At 74.6% G+C, this 14,173-nt stretch carries 15 protein-coding genes; 12 read left to right on the forward strand and 3 right to left on the reverse strand.

The window, feature by feature from the left end; genetic code table 11:
• Positions 1–11: 11 nt before the first annotated feature.
• Both N866_RS21300 and N866_RS06230 read left to right on the forward strand, forming a co-directional pair.
• The gene (locus tag N866_RS21300; protein ID WP_081802387.1) at positions 12–1,319 is read left to right on the forward strand and encodes a DUF6421 family protein; all 1,308 of its coding nucleotides are present in this window, start codon (positions 12–14) and stop codon (positions 1,317–1,319) included.
• A gap of 50 nt (positions 1,320–1,369) precedes the next feature.
• The gene (locus tag N866_RS06230; protein ID WP_081802385.1) at positions 1,370–2,494 is read left to right on the forward strand and encodes a threonine aldolase family protein; all 1,125 of its coding nucleotides are present in this window, start codon (positions 1,370–1,372) and stop codon (positions 2,492–2,494) included.
• 19 nt (positions 2,495–2,513) lie between these two features.
• Here N866_RS06230 and N866_RS06235 read toward each other — a convergent pair whose 3' ends face one another.
• Complete coding sequence (locus N866_RS06235; protein ID WP_052022473.1) at positions 2,514–3,641, reverse strand: App1 family protein phosphatidate phosphatase; 1,128 nt, start codon at positions 3,639–3,641, stop codon at positions 2,514–2,516.
• Positions 3,642–3,716: 75 nt separating this feature from the next.
• On the opposite strand from N866_RS06235, the gene N866_RS06240 reads away from it, so the two are divergent.
• Positions 3,717–4,745, forward strand: a complete 1,029-nt coding sequence (locus N866_RS06240; protein ID WP_081802386.1) for a TIGR03885 family FMN-dependent LLM class oxidoreductase — start codon at positions 3,717–3,719, stop codon at positions 4,743–4,745.
• Complete coding sequence (locus N866_RS06245; protein ID WP_034224212.1) at positions 4,742–6,424, forward strand: alpha-amylase family protein; 1,683 nt, start codon at positions 4,742–4,744, stop codon at positions 6,422–6,424. Before N866_RS06240 ends, N866_RS06245 begins: the two co-directional genes overlap by 4 nt.
• A 4-nt stretch (positions 6,425–6,428) precedes the next feature.
• On the opposite strand, the gene N866_RS06250 is transcribed toward N866_RS06245, so the two are convergent.
• Together N866_RS06250 and N866_RS06255 are read right to left on the reverse strand one after the other, a co-directional pair.
• Positions 6,429–7,457: an LLM class F420-dependent oxidoreductase gene (locus N866_RS06250; RefSeq protein WP_034224216.1), complete on the reverse strand. Its 1,029-nt coding sequence runs from the start codon at positions 7,455–7,457 to the stop codon at positions 6,429–6,431.
• Positions 7,458–7,505: 48 nt separating this feature from the next.
• Positions 7,506–8,120, reverse strand: coding sequence for a DUF4126 domain-containing protein (locus N866_RS06255; protein ID WP_034224219.1), 615 nt, complete (start codon positions 8,118–8,120; stop codon positions 7,506–7,508).
• A 358-nt stretch (positions 8,121–8,478) separates the two neighbouring features.
• Between N866_RS06255 and N866_RS06260 the strand changes: the two genes are divergently transcribed.
• From N866_RS06260 to N866_RS06295, 8 genes are all read left to right on the forward strand, one after another.
• Positions 8,479–9,030 carry a CDP-alcohol phosphatidyltransferase family protein gene (locus N866_RS06260; protein ID WP_034224241.1) on the forward strand — a complete coding sequence of 184 codons (552 nt, stop codon included), beginning with the start codon at positions 8,479–8,481 and terminating at the stop codon, positions 9,028–9,030.
• Positions 9,027–9,938, forward strand: coding sequence for a DUF881 domain-containing protein (locus tag N866_RS06265; RefSeq protein WP_052022475.1), 912 nt, complete (start codon positions 9,027–9,029; stop codon positions 9,936–9,938). The genes N866_RS06260 and N866_RS06265 overlap by 4 nt, the downstream gene beginning before the upstream one ends.
• Entirely contained in the window at positions 9,935–10,267 is a 333-nt protein-coding gene (locus N866_RS06270; protein ID WP_034224222.1) for a small basic family protein, read from the forward strand. Before N866_RS06265 ends, N866_RS06270 begins: the two co-directional genes overlap by 4 nt.
• Complete coding sequence (locus tag N866_RS06275) at positions 10,264–11,058, forward strand: DUF881 domain-containing protein (protein WP_052022476.1); 795 nt, start codon at positions 10,264–10,266, stop codon at positions 11,056–11,058. The genes N866_RS06270 and N866_RS06275 overlap by 4 nt, the downstream gene beginning before the upstream one ends.
• A gap of 264 nt (positions 11,059–11,322) precedes the next feature.
• Complete coding sequence (locus tag N866_RS06280) at positions 11,323–11,838, forward strand: FHA domain-containing protein (RefSeq protein WP_425393953.1); 516 nt, start codon at positions 11,323–11,325, stop codon at positions 11,836–11,838.
• 146 nt (positions 11,839–11,984) lie between these two features.
• Positions 11,985–12,650 carry a transcriptional regulator FtsR gene (gene ftsR, locus N866_RS06285; protein WP_034224249.1) on the forward strand — a complete coding sequence of 222 codons (666 nt, stop codon included), beginning with the start codon at positions 11,985–11,987 and terminating at the stop codon, positions 12,648–12,650.
• Between the two features lie 88 nt (positions 12,651–12,738).
• Entirely contained in the window at positions 12,739–13,257 is a 519-nt protein-coding gene (locus N866_RS06290) for a bifunctional nuclease family protein (RefSeq protein WP_245612398.1), read from the forward strand.
• Positions 13,258–13,468: 211 nt separating this feature from the next.
• Positions 13,469–14,056: a MerR family transcriptional regulator gene (locus N866_RS06295; protein ID WP_081802389.1), complete on the forward strand. Its 588-nt coding sequence runs from the start codon at positions 13,469–13,471 to the stop codon at positions 14,054–14,056.
• Positions 14,057–14,173: the final 117 nt, after the last annotated feature.

The following is a 14,173-nucleotide window of genomic DNA, read 5'->3' on the forward strand; positions in this document are numbered from 1 at the left end:
CGGCGGGCGCCGTGACGCACCCCGCGTGGCACCGGCTCAAGGCGGCCGTGGCGCGCCTGCAGCCGCTGCAGGCCAAGGACGGCTCGGTCGCGGAGCCCACCGACGGGCCGGAGGCCGCCGGGCTCGTGCGCGAGGTGGCCGCGGCGGTGCGCGAGCTCGCCCCGCAGTTCCCGCACGACGAGGCCTACCTCACGGCCCTCCAGGTGGACCTGCACCGGTGGGCGGACGAGGGGGTGGGCGTGCCCGACTTCCTCGACTCCCTCGTCGCGTTCCAGCCGCAGGCGCTGCGCATCGACGGGATCCAGCACCTCGTGGTCTTCCCGATGTACACCCAGAACGGCAGCGCGGACCGGCATCTCGAGGCGGTCCTGCTGGAGGTGCGCTGGCCGGACTTCGTGGCCGAGCTGGAGGCGGGCGACTACTCCAACGCGCTCTTCGTGCCCATCCGCTTACTCGACTTCACGGCGGGCTACGACACGAACTCGGCCGTGCTGTTCCCGGAGACCGTGGCGATGCGCGAGGTCCCGGCCTTCACGTGGGGCGGGATCTTCGCGGACCGGGAGGCCGCCCGGTTCCGGCGCGTCGTGCGCGCCGCCGCCGAGACGACCGGTCTCGCGCTCCCGCCGGACGCCGCCCGGCTCCTCACGGACCAGGCGCTCTGCGAGGAGACCTTCGTCATGTGGGACCTCATCCACGACCGGACCCACATGCGCGGCGACCTGCCGTTCGACCCCTTCATGATCAAGCAGCGCATGCCGTACTTCCTCTACGCCCTGGAGGAGCTGCGCTGCGACCTCACGGCGTTCCGCGAGGCGGTCGCGCTGGAGGCGCAGGGCCTGCCGCACGCGCGCCTGGTCCAGTACGCCGTCCTGTTCGACCGGATCTTCCGCTTCCCGATCACCGGGTCGCGCGTGCGCAACTACGACGGCCTCGGCGGGCAGCTGCTGTTCGCGTGGCTCCACCAGCACCACGTCCTGCACTGGACGGACAACCGGCTCACGATCGACTGGAGCGCCGTGCCGGAGGTCGTCCTGGAGCTCGGCCGGGCGATCGAGGACCTGTACTGGCGGTCCATCGACCGGCCCAAGATCGCGCACTGGCTCGCGGCGTACGCGCTCGTGTCGGCGACCGTGACGCCGCACCCCGCGTCCACGTGGGCGAAGGGCCCCGACGCCCTGCCGCTGACCGGGCCGCTCAAGGAGATGACCGACGCGGTCCTGCCCGACGAGTTCCCCCTGTCGATGTTCTACGAGGCGCTGACGCGCCGGATCGGCGACGTCGTCGCGTCCACGGCGGGGATCACCGGGTCGGACGCGTGAGGTGACGTCCCCCGGCTCGCCGGGGGACGCGCAGCCTTCCCGGTGAGAGGATGCCGCCCGTGACCGCCCTGCACGAGAACGCCCACCCGTCCGCCGCGGCACCGGCCGAGGACCCGGCCCGCGACGACGACGCCCCCACGGCCGGCCGCGTGAGCTTCGCCTCGGACAACTACGCCGGGGTGCACCCCGAGGTGATCCAGGCGCTGGCCCGCGCCAACGTCGGCCACGAGATCGCCTACGGCGAGGACCGCTGGACGGCGCGGCTGCACGAGGTGATGGCGCAGCACCTCGGGCGTGAGGTGCCCGTCTTCCCCGTCTTCAACGGGACGGGCGCCAACGTGCTCGGCCTGCAGGCGATGCTCCCGCCGTGGGGCGCGGTCGTCTGCGCCGAGACCGCCCACATCAACACCGACGAGAACGGGGCTCCGGAGCGCGTCGCCGGTATCAAGCTGCTGACGGTGCCGACGCCGGACGGCAAGCTCACCCCCCAGCTGGTGGACCGCCAGGCCTGGGGGTGGGGTGACGAGCACCGGGCCCAGCCGCTCGTCGTCTCCATCACCCAGACCACCGAGCTCGGCACCTGCTACACGCCGGCGGAGGTGCGGGCGCTCGCCGAGCATGCCCACGGGCACGGCATGCGGCTGCACCTCGACGGGGCGCGCATCGCCAACGCCGCCGCGACGCTGGGCGTCCCGCTGCGGGCGTTCACGGCCGACGCGGGCGTCGACGTCCTCTCCTTCGGCGGCACCAAGAACGGGCTCATGGGCGCCGAGGCCGTCGTGGTGCTGGACCCGTCGGCCGTGACCGGGCTGCCGTTCCTACGCAAGATGAACATGCAGCTCGCCTCGAAGATGCGCTTCATCTCGGCGCAGCTCGTCGCCCTCCTCGAGGGCGACCTGTGGCTGCGGTCCGCGCAGCACGCCAACGCCATGGCCCGCCGGCTGCGGGACGGCGTCGCCGGGCTGCCCGGCGTGAGCGTCGTCCGCCCGGTGGAGGCGAACGCCGTCTTCGCGGTCCTGCCGGACGGCGTCGCGGACCGCCTGCGGGCGCGCTTCCGGTTCTACGACTGGGACGTCGCCACGGGTGAGGTGCGGTGGATGTGCGCCTTCGACACCACCGAGGCCGACGTGGACGCGTTCGTCGACGCGCTGCGCGAGGAGCTCGACCGGCGCTGACGGCGGCCGTCCGGGCTGCTCAGGTCTCCAGCAGCCCGGTGTCGATCATGGCGAGGGCGAGCGCGTTCCCGTCCGGGCCGGTGACCGTCGTCGCCGCGCTCGTCATGCGCCGCACCCGGTCCAGGGGCTCGGTGGTCCCGTGGGCGAGGACCTGCTCCGTCGGCGTGAGCTGCCGGATCGCGACCGCGTCGACGCTCTCGGGGTGCTCGGCGGCGAACTGCCCGTAGATCTCCGGGTCGTGCTGGCCGTCGTCCCCGACGAGGAACCACCGCATCCCCGGGAACTCCTCCCGCAGGCGCCGCAGCGCCGCGTCCTTGTGCGCCTGCCCGCTGCGGAACCAGCCCGTGTTCGTCGGGCCCCAGTCGGTCAGGAGCAGGGGGCCGGCGGGGTAGCCGTGCCGCTGGAGGAACCGGCGCAGCGCGGGCGCGATGTTCCAGGCACCCGTGGACAGGTAGAACACGGGGGCGTGGGGACGGCTCGCCGTCCACCGTCGGTACAGGCCGGCCATCCCCGGCACCACGCGGCGCGCGTTCTCGTGCAGCACGAAGGCGTTCCACGCGGCGAGCAGCGGACGGGGGAGCGCGGTCACCATGACCGTGTCGTCGACGTCGCTCACCATGCCGACCTCCGCCGCCGGGTCGATGACGAGCACCGGGGCCTCGACCCCCTGACCGCCGAGCACCAGCCGCACCTGGTGCCACCCCGGGGCGAGGTCCGCCTCGACGACGGCGTCGACGTAGCCGCCGCGGTCGGCCGTCACCTCGTGGGTGCGGTCCCCGATCTCGACGCGGACGACGGCGCCCGCGAGCTGGGCGCTGACGAAGCTGCGCCACCCGCGCACGGTCCGGCTCGACGACTCCGTGTCCCGCTCGGAGACCTCGCGGGCGCTGCTGTCCGGCGCGGCGAGGACGGCGCGGCCCAGGACGCGGACCCAGCCGGGCGCGCCGTACCCGGTGTACGGCTCGGCCCGGGGGACCCACCCCCGTCGCCGGAGGACGGCGTTGAGCGACCCCAGCGCCGCGTCCTCGATGCGGGCCGCCCAGTGAGGCCGGCTGGAGGCGTGCGTCGTGGTGGCGGGCACCGCCGCGTGGTCCTCCGGGGGCGTGGCGGCCGGGCGGCGGGAGTCGTCGTCAGGGGTGGTGTCCACAGCGCAGCAGTCTCCCACCGCGGGCCGTCGGCCGCCCGACGGGCGCCGGACGCGCGGCCGGGGTAGGAAGATCAGGTGACTCTCTTCGGCTTCCACGCGTCCCACGAGCAGATCCACCCGGCCGCGCTGCTCCGCGCCGTCCAGCGGGCCGAGGCGGCGGGCTTCGAGGCCGCGATGTGCTCGGACCACTTCGCCCCCTGGAACACCGCGCAGGGACACTCCGGGTTCGCCTGGTCGTGGCTGGGCGCGGCCCTCGCGACGACCGACCTGCGCCTGGGCGTCGTCAACGCGCCCGGCCAGCGGTACCACCCGGCGATCGTCGCCCAGGCCATCGGCACCCTCGGGGCCATGTTCCCGGGCCGGTTCTGGGCGGCGCTCGGCTCGGGCGAGAACATGAACGAGCACATCACCGGTGACCCGTGGCCGCGCAAGGACGTCCGGGACGCGCGGCTCGAGGAGTCGATCGACGTGATCAAGCGCCTCCTGGCGGGGGAGACGGTGACGCACGACGGCCTGGTGACGGTCGACCGCGCCCGGCTGTGGACCCTCCCGGACCCCGTGCCCGCCCTCATCGCCCCGGCGGTCACCGTGGCGACGGCGCGCCGGATGGCGGCCTGGGCCGACGGGCTCGTCACCATCAACCAGCCGCTGGGCACGCTGCGGGAGATGGTCGCCGCCTACCGCGACGCCGGGGGCCGGGGCCGGGTCGTCCTGCAGGTGCACCTCGCGTGGGACCCCGACGCGGACCGCGCGGAGCGGATGGCCTTCGAGCAGTGGCGGACCAACCTCTTCGCACCGCCGCTGCCGTGGGACCTGGACACCCCCGAGGCGTTCGAGCAGGCGTCGGTGCACGTGAGGCCGCAGGACGTGCACCAGGCGGTGAAGATCTCCGCCGACCTCGAGCAGCACACGGCGTGGCTCCTCGAGCTCGCCGAGGTCGGTTTCGACGAGGTGTACCTGCACCACGTCGGGACCGAGCAGGAGGCCTTCATCGAGACGTTCGGCGAGCAGGTCCTGCCGCGCCTGCGCGAGGCGGTGGGGGAGCGGCACAGCCCGCCGGGGCGTGCTGACACCGCAGTCCCGGCCGGCGGAGCGGCACGATGAGGATCACCGACACCTCGGACCTGTGGTGGAAGAACGCCGTCGTCTACTGCGTGGACGTCGAGAAGTTCATGGACTGGGACGGTGACGGCGTCGGGGACTTCCAGGGCCTGAGCCAGCGGATCGACCACCTCGCCGAGCTGGGCGTCACGTGCCTGTGGCTCATGCCGTTCTACCCGACGGCGAACCTCGACGACGGCTACGACATCTCCGACCACTACGGCGTCGACCGGCGCCTCGGGACCCTCGGCGACCTCGTCGAGCTCGTCCGGACCGCCCAGGACCGCGGCATGCGTGTCATCGCCGACCTCGTGGTCAACCACACCTCCGACCGGCACCCCTGGTTCGTCGAGGCGCGCAAGAGCGTCGACAACCCGTTCCGGGACTACTACGTCTGGCGGTCGGACACGCCGCCCGACACCTCCCGGGAGGTGGTGTTCCCCGACGAGGAGGACAGCATCTGGGAGCTCGACGAGAAGACGGGCGAGTGGTACCTCCACCGCTTCTACCGGCACCAGCCGGACCTCAACGTGGCGAACCCGAAGGTCCGCGACGAGATCGCCAAGATGATCGGGTTCTGGCTCGAGCTCGGGATCTCCGGCTTCCGCGTCGACGCCGTGCCGTTCCTGATCGAGACCCTCGGGATGGACGAGAAGGAGGAGTCGCGCTACGGCGACCCGCACACCTACCTCGCCGCGCTGCGGCAGTTCATCAGCCGCCGTTCCGGCAGCTCGATCCTGCTGGGCGAGGTGAACCTGCCGTACGAGGACGCGGTGCGCTTCTTCGGCGACGGGCACGGCACCGAGCTGACGATGCTCTTCGACTTCGTCGGCAACCAGGCGATGTACCTGGCGCTCGCCCGCCAGGACGCGCGGCCCCTCGAGGACGTGCTGCGGTCCCGGCCGCCGGTCCCGACCGACTGCCAGTGGGCCAACTTCGTGCGGAACCACGACGAGCTGACCCTGGACAAGCTGTCCGAGGAGGAGCGGCAGGAGGTGTTCGCCGCCTTCGGGCCCGACGAGGACATGCAGCTCTTCGGGCGCGGCCTGCGCCGGCGGCTGCCCACCATGCTGGGCGGCGACCCGCGCCGGATCCGCATGGTCTACTCGCTGATGTTCGCCCTGCCCGGGACGCCGACCCTGTTCTACGGGGAGGAGATCGGGATGGGCGAGAACCTGGAGGTCCCGGGCCGCCTGGCCGTCCGGACCCCGATGCAGTGGTCCGACGCCCCGAACGGCGGGTTCTCGGCAGCACCTGCCCGCAAGCTGCCGACGCAGCCGCCCGACGACGGCTTCGGCCCGCGCTTCGTCAACGTCAGCGATCAGCGGCGTGACCCGGACTCCCTGCTCGCCTTCGTCTCGCTCCTCGTGCGCCGGTACCGCGAGTGCCCGGAGATGGGCTGGGGCCCGCTGCACGTGCTCGACCAGCCGCACGACGGCGTCCTGGCGCTGTGCAGCACGGTCGACGACGCGACGGTCGTGACCCTGCACAACCTGACCCCGGACCCGGTCGCGGTGCCGCTCTCGCTGCCCGACGGCACCGACGACACCCACCGGCTGGTCGACCTCCTCGCGGACGGCGAGGTGACCGTCGCGCCCGACGGCTCCGCGGAGGTGGACCTCGACGGGTACGGCTACCGCTGGATGCGGCTGACCGGGCCGGCGACGCGGCGGCTCGTCTGAGTCCTCAGGCGAGCAGGTCCGCCATCGTCCGCAGCGCGGTGAGGTCGCCCTGGACGAGGACGGAGGTCACAACGGTCTCCTCCCAGGCCGCGAGCCGGTCGCGGAGGGCCGCCGGGGGGCCGACGAGGGCGATGTCCTGGACGAGCGAGGTCGGGACGGCGGCCGCCGCCTCGGCCCGGCGGCCCTCCGCCCAGAGCGCCGCCACCGTCTCGCACTCCCGGACGTACCCGAGGCGCTCGACCATGTCCCTGTGGAAGTTGGCGGTGCTGGCCCCCATGCCCCCGATGTAGAGGGCGGCGAACGGGCGCACGACGTCGGCGGCGCGCTCGACGTCGTCGTCCACGACCACCGGCACGGTCGCGCTCACCTCGAACCGCTCGGCCGGGGACAGGTCCGGCGACCGACGCGCGAAGCCCTCCGCGAGCGCGGCGCGGTAGAACCCGTCCACGCTGGGCGCGTAGAACAGCGGCAGCCACCCGTCGGCGACCTCCGCCGCGAGGGCGACGTTCTTCGGTCCCTCCGCGGCCAGATGGATCGGCAGGTCCGGGCGCAGGGGGTGCACGGTCGAGCGCAGCGGGCGGCCCAGGCCGGTGCCGCCGTCGTACGGCAGGCGGTAGAACGGCCCCTCCGCCTGGACGGGGCGCTCCCGGCGCAGGACCTCTCGCACGATCGCGACGTACTCCCGGGTGCGGGCGAGCGGCTTGTCGTACGGCTGCCCGTACCAGCCCTCGACGACCTGGGGCCCGGAGACGCCGAGCCCCAGCGTGAAGCGGCCCCCGGAGAGGTGGTCGAGGGTCAGGGCGGCCATGGCGGTCGCCGTCGGCGTCCGCGCGGACATCTGCGCGATCGCGGTCCCCAGCCGGATGCGTTCGGTGCTGCTGCCCCACCAGGCCAGCGGCGTCAGGGCGTCCGAGCCGTACGCCTCGGCCGTCCAGACCGAGTCGACGCCCAGCCGGTCCGCCTCCTGCACGAGCGCGGACGCGCCCGGGGGGGGGCCGGCCGACCAGTAGCCGAGGTGGTGTCCGAGGCGCATCGTCAGGTCCTCCGTGGGGTGTGGGGCGGGTCGTGCGGACGGGGGGTCTCAGGGTGCCGCGGGTCCGTCGAGGACGTCGGGCCGGCTCCGACGGGGCGGCCGGTGCCGCAGCAGGCGCACGACCGCGACGACGACGCCCACGAGGAGCACCACGACCAGCACCGGGGCGAGCAGCGCGGCCACGCCCAGGGCGAGGCTCGTCACGTCCTCGGCGGTGCTGACGACCGGACCGCCGACGCCGAGGGTGGCGGCGGTGACCACGGGGCGGGCCAGCGCCTTGGTCAGGTGCACGACGAGCGCGAGGACGACCCCCAGCGCGACGGGCAGGCCGACGCCGGAGCCCGCGAGGGCGGTCGGCTCCGGCACGGCGGCGGTCGTCGCGCCGACGCCTGCCCCGAACGCCAGACCGCCCGAGGTCGGGCGCACCACGGTCTGCACGAGGTCGTTGAGGTGGTCCAGCCCCGGCACCTTGTCGGCGACGACGTCCAGCACGACGAGCACCGCCAGCACGACGAGCACCCAGTCCTGCTCGAGCCACGTCCAGCCCACCGGCAGCTCGACGAGGGACGTCCAGCGGGCGGCCGCACCGAGGAGCAGCAGCGGCAGCCCGGCGTTCAGCCCGGCCGCGGTCGCCAGACCCGTCGCCGTGAGCACCTCGAGCATCCCCCCAGCATGGCAGTCCGTCCGGGCGGTCCGTCCGGCAGCCCGTCCGGTGCCCTGTCCGGTGCCCTATCCGGTGCCCTATCCGGTGCCCTATCCGGTGCCCTGTCCCGCGCCCTGTCCCGAGCGGGTCGGCGTCCACGGCGAGCCGGGGCCGATCGTCGCCGTCCCCCCCGCGAGCACACGTAGGATCGTCGCAGGTCGGGCGCATCGCGCACGGTCTGCCAGGCGTGGGGACAGCGACCCGGACGTCGGCCGGTGCAGGTCGGCGCGCGGAGGGACCGGACAGGACGGTGGGGCGACGGTGACCGACCTCGGTGGACCCGGCCGCGCGGCGTCGCCGGCCGCGGGGACGAGGGTCGTGACGGTCCCGAACCTCATCAGCGCGGTGCGCCTCGCACTCGTCCCCGTGTTCGCGGTCCTGCTCGGTCAGGGGCAGGACGGCTGGGCGCTGGCGGTGCTGGCGTTCTCCGGCGCGACGGACTGGCTCGACGGGGTGCTGGCGCGGCGGCTGGGCCAGCAGTCCCGGCTCGGCGAGCTGCTGGACCCGGCGGCGGACCGACTGTTCATCCTCGTCACCCTCGTGGCGCTCACGGCACGGGACGTCGTGCCCCCGGGCGTGCTCGTCGCCGTCGTCGGCCGGGACGTCGTCCTCGCCGTGGTCCTCGCCGTCCTCATGGCCCGGCACGTGGGCCCCCTGCCGGTGCACTTCGCGGGCAAGGCGGGGACCTTCGCGCTGCTCTACGCGTTCCCGCTGCTGCTGCTCGCCCGCTGGGAGAACGGCGTGGGGCTCGCCGCCGGCGTCGTCGGCTGGGCCTTCGCGTGGTGGGGCATGGGGCTGTACTGGCTCGCCGGCGCCATCTACGTCCGGCAGGCGGTGCAGGAGCTGCGGCGGGGGAGGCCCACCGCATGAGCCACCGGGACCCGACGCGGCCCCGGGGAGCCGCCCCGGCCGACGGCGGGCCGCCGCCCCGTGCCGTCGACGCCTCGATGGGCCTGCTCAACGAGGTGATGTACCGCCCGGTGACCCTCGGTCCGCGGCGGCCCGGCGCACCGGGGCCGGACGGCAGGGCGGACGTCCGGCAGACGGTCGTGCACGTCGCCCTGAGCGTCCTGCTGGGACTCCTCACGGTCACGGCGATCCTGTCGCTGCGGGCGCCCGCGGGCGCGGTCGACGAGGGCCGGGCGCTGCTGGTCGAGCAGATCACCGACCGGACGGCCGAGCGGGACGCGCTCGACGCCAGCGGCCGGGAGCTGACCGAGGAGATCGCCGTCCTCCAGGAGGAGCTCCTGCGGGTGTCGGACCCCGCGCTGGTCGCCCGGCTGCGCGAGCTGGAGCTGCTCTCCGGGGCGCTGCCGGTGGGCGGGCCGGGCATCGTCGTCGAGCTCGACGACGGCGGCGCACTGGAGGACGGTGTGGCCGACCCCGAGAGCCGGGTGCAGGACGTGGACCTCAAGATGGTGGTCAACGCGCTCTGGGCCGCCGGGGCGGAGGCCATGGCGGTGAACGGCCAGCGGCTCACCTCGCTCACCACGGTGCGGACGGCGGGGGAGACCATCTGGGTGAACTTCGTCCCGCTGACCCCGCCGTACCGTGTCGAGGCGGTCGGCGAGCCGTCGGCCCTGCAGACGCGGTTCGCGCGGTCGTCGGCGGCGGCGACCCTCGTCTCCCTCGAGAGCACCTACGGCATCACGGCGACGGTGAGCACGGCGGAGGAGCTCGCGCTGCCGGCCGGGTCGGGACGCGCCCTGCGGTACGCGACCCCGGCGTCCGGTGTGACATCGTCGACCAGCACCCCGACCCAGGAGGAGACCCCATGATCGCGATCCTCGGGCTGCTCGTGGGCGCCATCCTCGGGCTGCTCCTCGAGCCCGAGGTCCCGGGCGCCCTGCAGCCCTACCTGCCGATCGCGGTGGTCGCCGCCCTGGACGCCCTCTTCGGCGGTCTGCGGGCCCTGCTGGACGGCACGTTCGACGACCGGGTGTTCATCGTCTCGTTCCTCTCGAACGTCGTCATCGCGGCCGTCATCGTGTTCCTCGGGGACCAGCTCGGCGTGGGGACCCAGCTCTCCACGGCGGTCGTCGTGGTCCTGGGCATCCGGATCTTCTCCAACGCCGCGGCCATCCGTCGGCACCTGTTCCGCGCATGACGGCCGAGGGGACGCCGCCCGCCGGCGGCGAGGACGCCACCACGCCGGTGCCGGACCGCACCGTGGGGGGCTCGTGGCGCACGCTGGGACGGGCGCTGGCCCCCAGGGCGACCAAGGCGCAGCTCGCCGTCGGACTGCTCGCCGTGCTCCTCGGCTTCGCGCTGGTGGTCCAGGTGCAGCAGAACCGGGACGAGGGGCTCGCCACCCTCCGCCAGGACGAGCTGGTGCGGATCCTCGACGAGGTCACCCAGCGCGGCGAAGAGCTGGAGAGCGAGGTCGCGACGCTCCGCGCGCAGCGCGCCGAGCTGGTGACCGGCACGGACACGGAGCTCGCGGCCCGCGAGGCCGCGCAGGAGCGCGCACGGGTGCAGGGCATCCTGGCCGGGCGCCTGCCCGCGGTCGGGCCCGGCGTCCACATCACCCTGGGCGTCACGGAGCGGCCGATCCCGCCCCTCACCCTCTACAACGTCCTCGAGGAGCTGCGCAACGCCGGCGCGGAGGCGGTGCAGGTCAACGACGTCCGGCTCACGGCGTCGAGCTACTTCGTCGAGGGCCCGGAGCGGGTCGTCCTGGCCGACGGCCGGACGATCGAGCCCCCGTACCGCTGGCGGGCGATCGGCGACCCGTCGACCATGGCCAGCGCCCTGCAGATCCCCGGCGGCGCGATGGCGCAGGTGCGCGGCGTCGGCGGCACGACGACCGTCACCGAGATGGAGGAGGTCGAGGTGACGGCGACGCGCGAGCCCGTCACGCCGCAGTTCGCGACCCCGGTGCCGCCGCCGGAGGGGTGATCCTCACGTGATCCTCCCCCTGGGACGGCGTCCGTGCGCCGGTCCTGCGGCGCCGGGGCTGCCGAGTCGCGTGGCCTGCGCATAGGCTGTGGCTGCACCGTCGCGGACCGCGCCGGACGCGGGCCTGTCCCGCGTCGGACGCGTCGCGGCGGGAGCCGGAGGAGGGTCGTGCTGACGGGCCTCCTGCGGCGGTCCCGTCAGCGGTCCTCTCACCGAGCGGACCATCCGTCGCAGCGGTCCCGGCCGCTACGCCGAGGAGGAGCCATGGTGCAGGGTGACCCGCAGGACCGGCGTGGGCACGAGGCGGAGGACCCGCGCTGGGCGTCCGCCGACACCACCATGTCCTTCGGCCCGGGCGTCATCGTCCCGGTCGAGCAGGACGTGTCGCCGGCCGGTCTGACGGCGGAGGAGAAGGCGGCGGTCGCGGCCCTGCCCCCGACGTCCGCCCTCCTGATCATGCAGCGCGGGCCGAGCGCCGGCGCCCGGTTCCTGCTCGACGCCGACCGGACCGTCGCGGGCCGCAGCCCGGACGCCGACATCTTCCTCGACGACGTGACGGTCTCCCGCAAGCACGTGGAGTTCGTCCGGGAGGGCGGCGGCGTCCTCGTCCGGGACGTCGGCTCGCTCAACGGCACCTACGTCAACCGGACCCGCATCGAGCAGGCCGTCCTGCGGGCCGGCGACGAGGTCCAGATCGGCAAGTTCCGCATGACGTTCCACCCCAGCCCGGCGCGGCACGCGGGCCAGGCGGGCACCGGCGACCAGGGCTCGCGGTCGTGAGGCCCGGCTCGGGCGCCGCCGCGGCGCACCGGGTCGGTGAGCAGGGGCAGGACGTCCAGCCTCGTCCGGGTCGGCCTGCCGCGCCGGGACCGACGGCGGTCCCGGGCGAGCGTGCGTGGCCCCCGGGCCTGTCGCGCGAGCCGACGATGCGGATCTCCGACGTGCTGGCGGACCTACGGCCCGACTTCCCGACGGTGACCCCCTCGAAGCTGCGCTTCCTCGAGGAGCAGGGGCTCGTGGAGCCCCGGCGCACCGCCGGGGGCTACCGGCAGTACAGCCCCGCCGACGTCGAGCGGCTGCGGTACGTGCTGCGCCAGCAGCGGGACCGGTACCTGCCGCTCAAGGTCATCGGGGACCAGCTGGCCGCGCTCGACGCGGGGGAGTCCGCGGAGCCGGTGCTCCCGCGGCTGGCCACACGGGACGGCGAGCGCACGGGGCAGGGGGGACGGGCCCGCTTCACGGTCGAGGCCCTCGCGGAGGAGGCCGGCGTGGACGCCGCGCTCGTCACCGCCCTGGTGGAGGCCGGGGTCGTCGACCTCGCGCCCTCGGGGCACCTGCCGGTGTGGGCGCGCGACGTCGTCGTCGCGGCGGCCGCCCTGGAGGAGCACGGCGTGGACGTCCGGCACCTGCGGTCCTTCCGCGCGGCCGCGGACCGACAGGTCTCGGTCGTCGACCAGATCGTCGCCCCGCTGCGCGCCCAGCGGGCCGGCGGGCAGGCCAGGGCGGCCTCCGTGGCCGCCGAGGTCGGGGAGCTCTGCGGGCGGCTGCACACCGCGATGGTCCGGGCGGGCGTGGCGGACCTCGCCCCGTGAGGTGAGGGTGCGTCGGGCCGCACGTCCGCCGCGTCGTCGTGACCCGGAGCGGGTGCCGCGGCACGGCCTTCCGACGTAGCGTGGAGGCGTGAGCGACGACGCGATGGTGGAGCTCGAGGTCCTGGGGGTGCGCCGGCAGGCGCCCCTGGACCAGGTGGTGGTCCTGCTGCTGGACCTGCAGGGCCGCCGTCTGCTGCCGATCGTCGTCGGCCTGACCGAGGGCACCGCGATCGCCGCGGCGCAGAGTGGCGCCGTCCCGCCGCGGCCGATGACGCACGACCTCCTCGCCGCCACCCTCGAGGCCACCGGCGTGGGCCTGGTGCGCTCGGAGGTCGTGGCGCTCGTCGACGGCGTCTTCCACGCGGCGCTCGTGCTGGACAACGGCAGCCGGGTGGACGCCCGGGCCTCCGACGCGATCGCGGTCGCCGTGCGGACCGGGAGTCCGGTGCTGTGCGCCCCGGCGGTGCTCGAGGAGTCCGGCCTGCCGGTCGAGGAGCGGGGGGAGGAGGAGGAGCTCGAGGAGTTCCGGGCGTTCCTCGACACCGTGAGTCCCGACGACTTCGTCACCGGCGAGGAGGGCGGACCGGGCGCGCCGGGTCCGTCCTGACACCGCCCGGGTGGCTCCCGTCCTGTCGGGGACAGGGAGCGAGGCCTCCTCTCACCTTCAACCTCAGACTGAGACACGCAGCAGCGACACGCCGGACGGCGGCGCACCCGGGCGGTCGTTGACCTCCCCCTCCCGCGGACCTAGCGTGAGGGCATCACCTCCCGCCCCCCGGGCGAGCGGAGCGCGCAGGGAACGATGAAGGGGAGTGGCCGTGAGCGGCACCGGAGAGTCGATCGAGAGCTCGTCCCCTGGCATCCCGCAGCGTGCACAGGGCCTCCTCTTCGGTGACGAGCTGCCCGACCTCGACACGACGACCGGCTACCGTGGCCCCACCGCGTGCGGCGCCGCCGGCATCACCTACCGCCAGCTGGACTACTGGGCGCGCACCGGTCTGGTCGAGCCGAGCATCCGTCCGGCCTCCGGGTCGGGGACCCAGCGCCTCTACAGCTTCCGCGACATCCTCGTGCTGAAGGTCGTCAAGCGGCTGCTCGACACGGGCGTCTCCCTGCAGCAGATCCGCTCAGCCGTGGGCCACCTGCGCGAGCGGGGGGTCGAGGACCTCGCCCAGATCACGCTGATGAGCGACGGCGCGAGCGTCTACGAGTGCACGTCGGCCGACGAGGTCATCGACCTCGTCCAGGGCGGCCAGGGCGTCTTCGGGATCGCCGTCGGCCGCGTCTGGCGGGAGGTCGAGGGCACGCTCGCAGCCCTGCCGACCGAGCGCGCCGACGACGACGCCCCGCGTGCTGCGGGCGTCGACGAGCTCGCGCTCCGGCGTCAGGCCCGCACCGCCGGCTGACGGCGACACCCGGACCGTCGGGCTCGCGCTGCGGCGTCGGACCACCGGCCGGCTGACGCCACCGGATCGATCCGCTCTCCCGTCCGCCTCTCGGACGGCGGGCGTCTCACGACGGGG

The sequence above is a fragment of the Actinotalea ferrariae CF5-4 genome, assembly GCF_000603945.1.
Lineage (GTDB): Bacteria > Actinomycetota > Actinomycetes > Actinomycetales > Cellulomonadaceae > Actinotalea > Actinotalea ferrariae.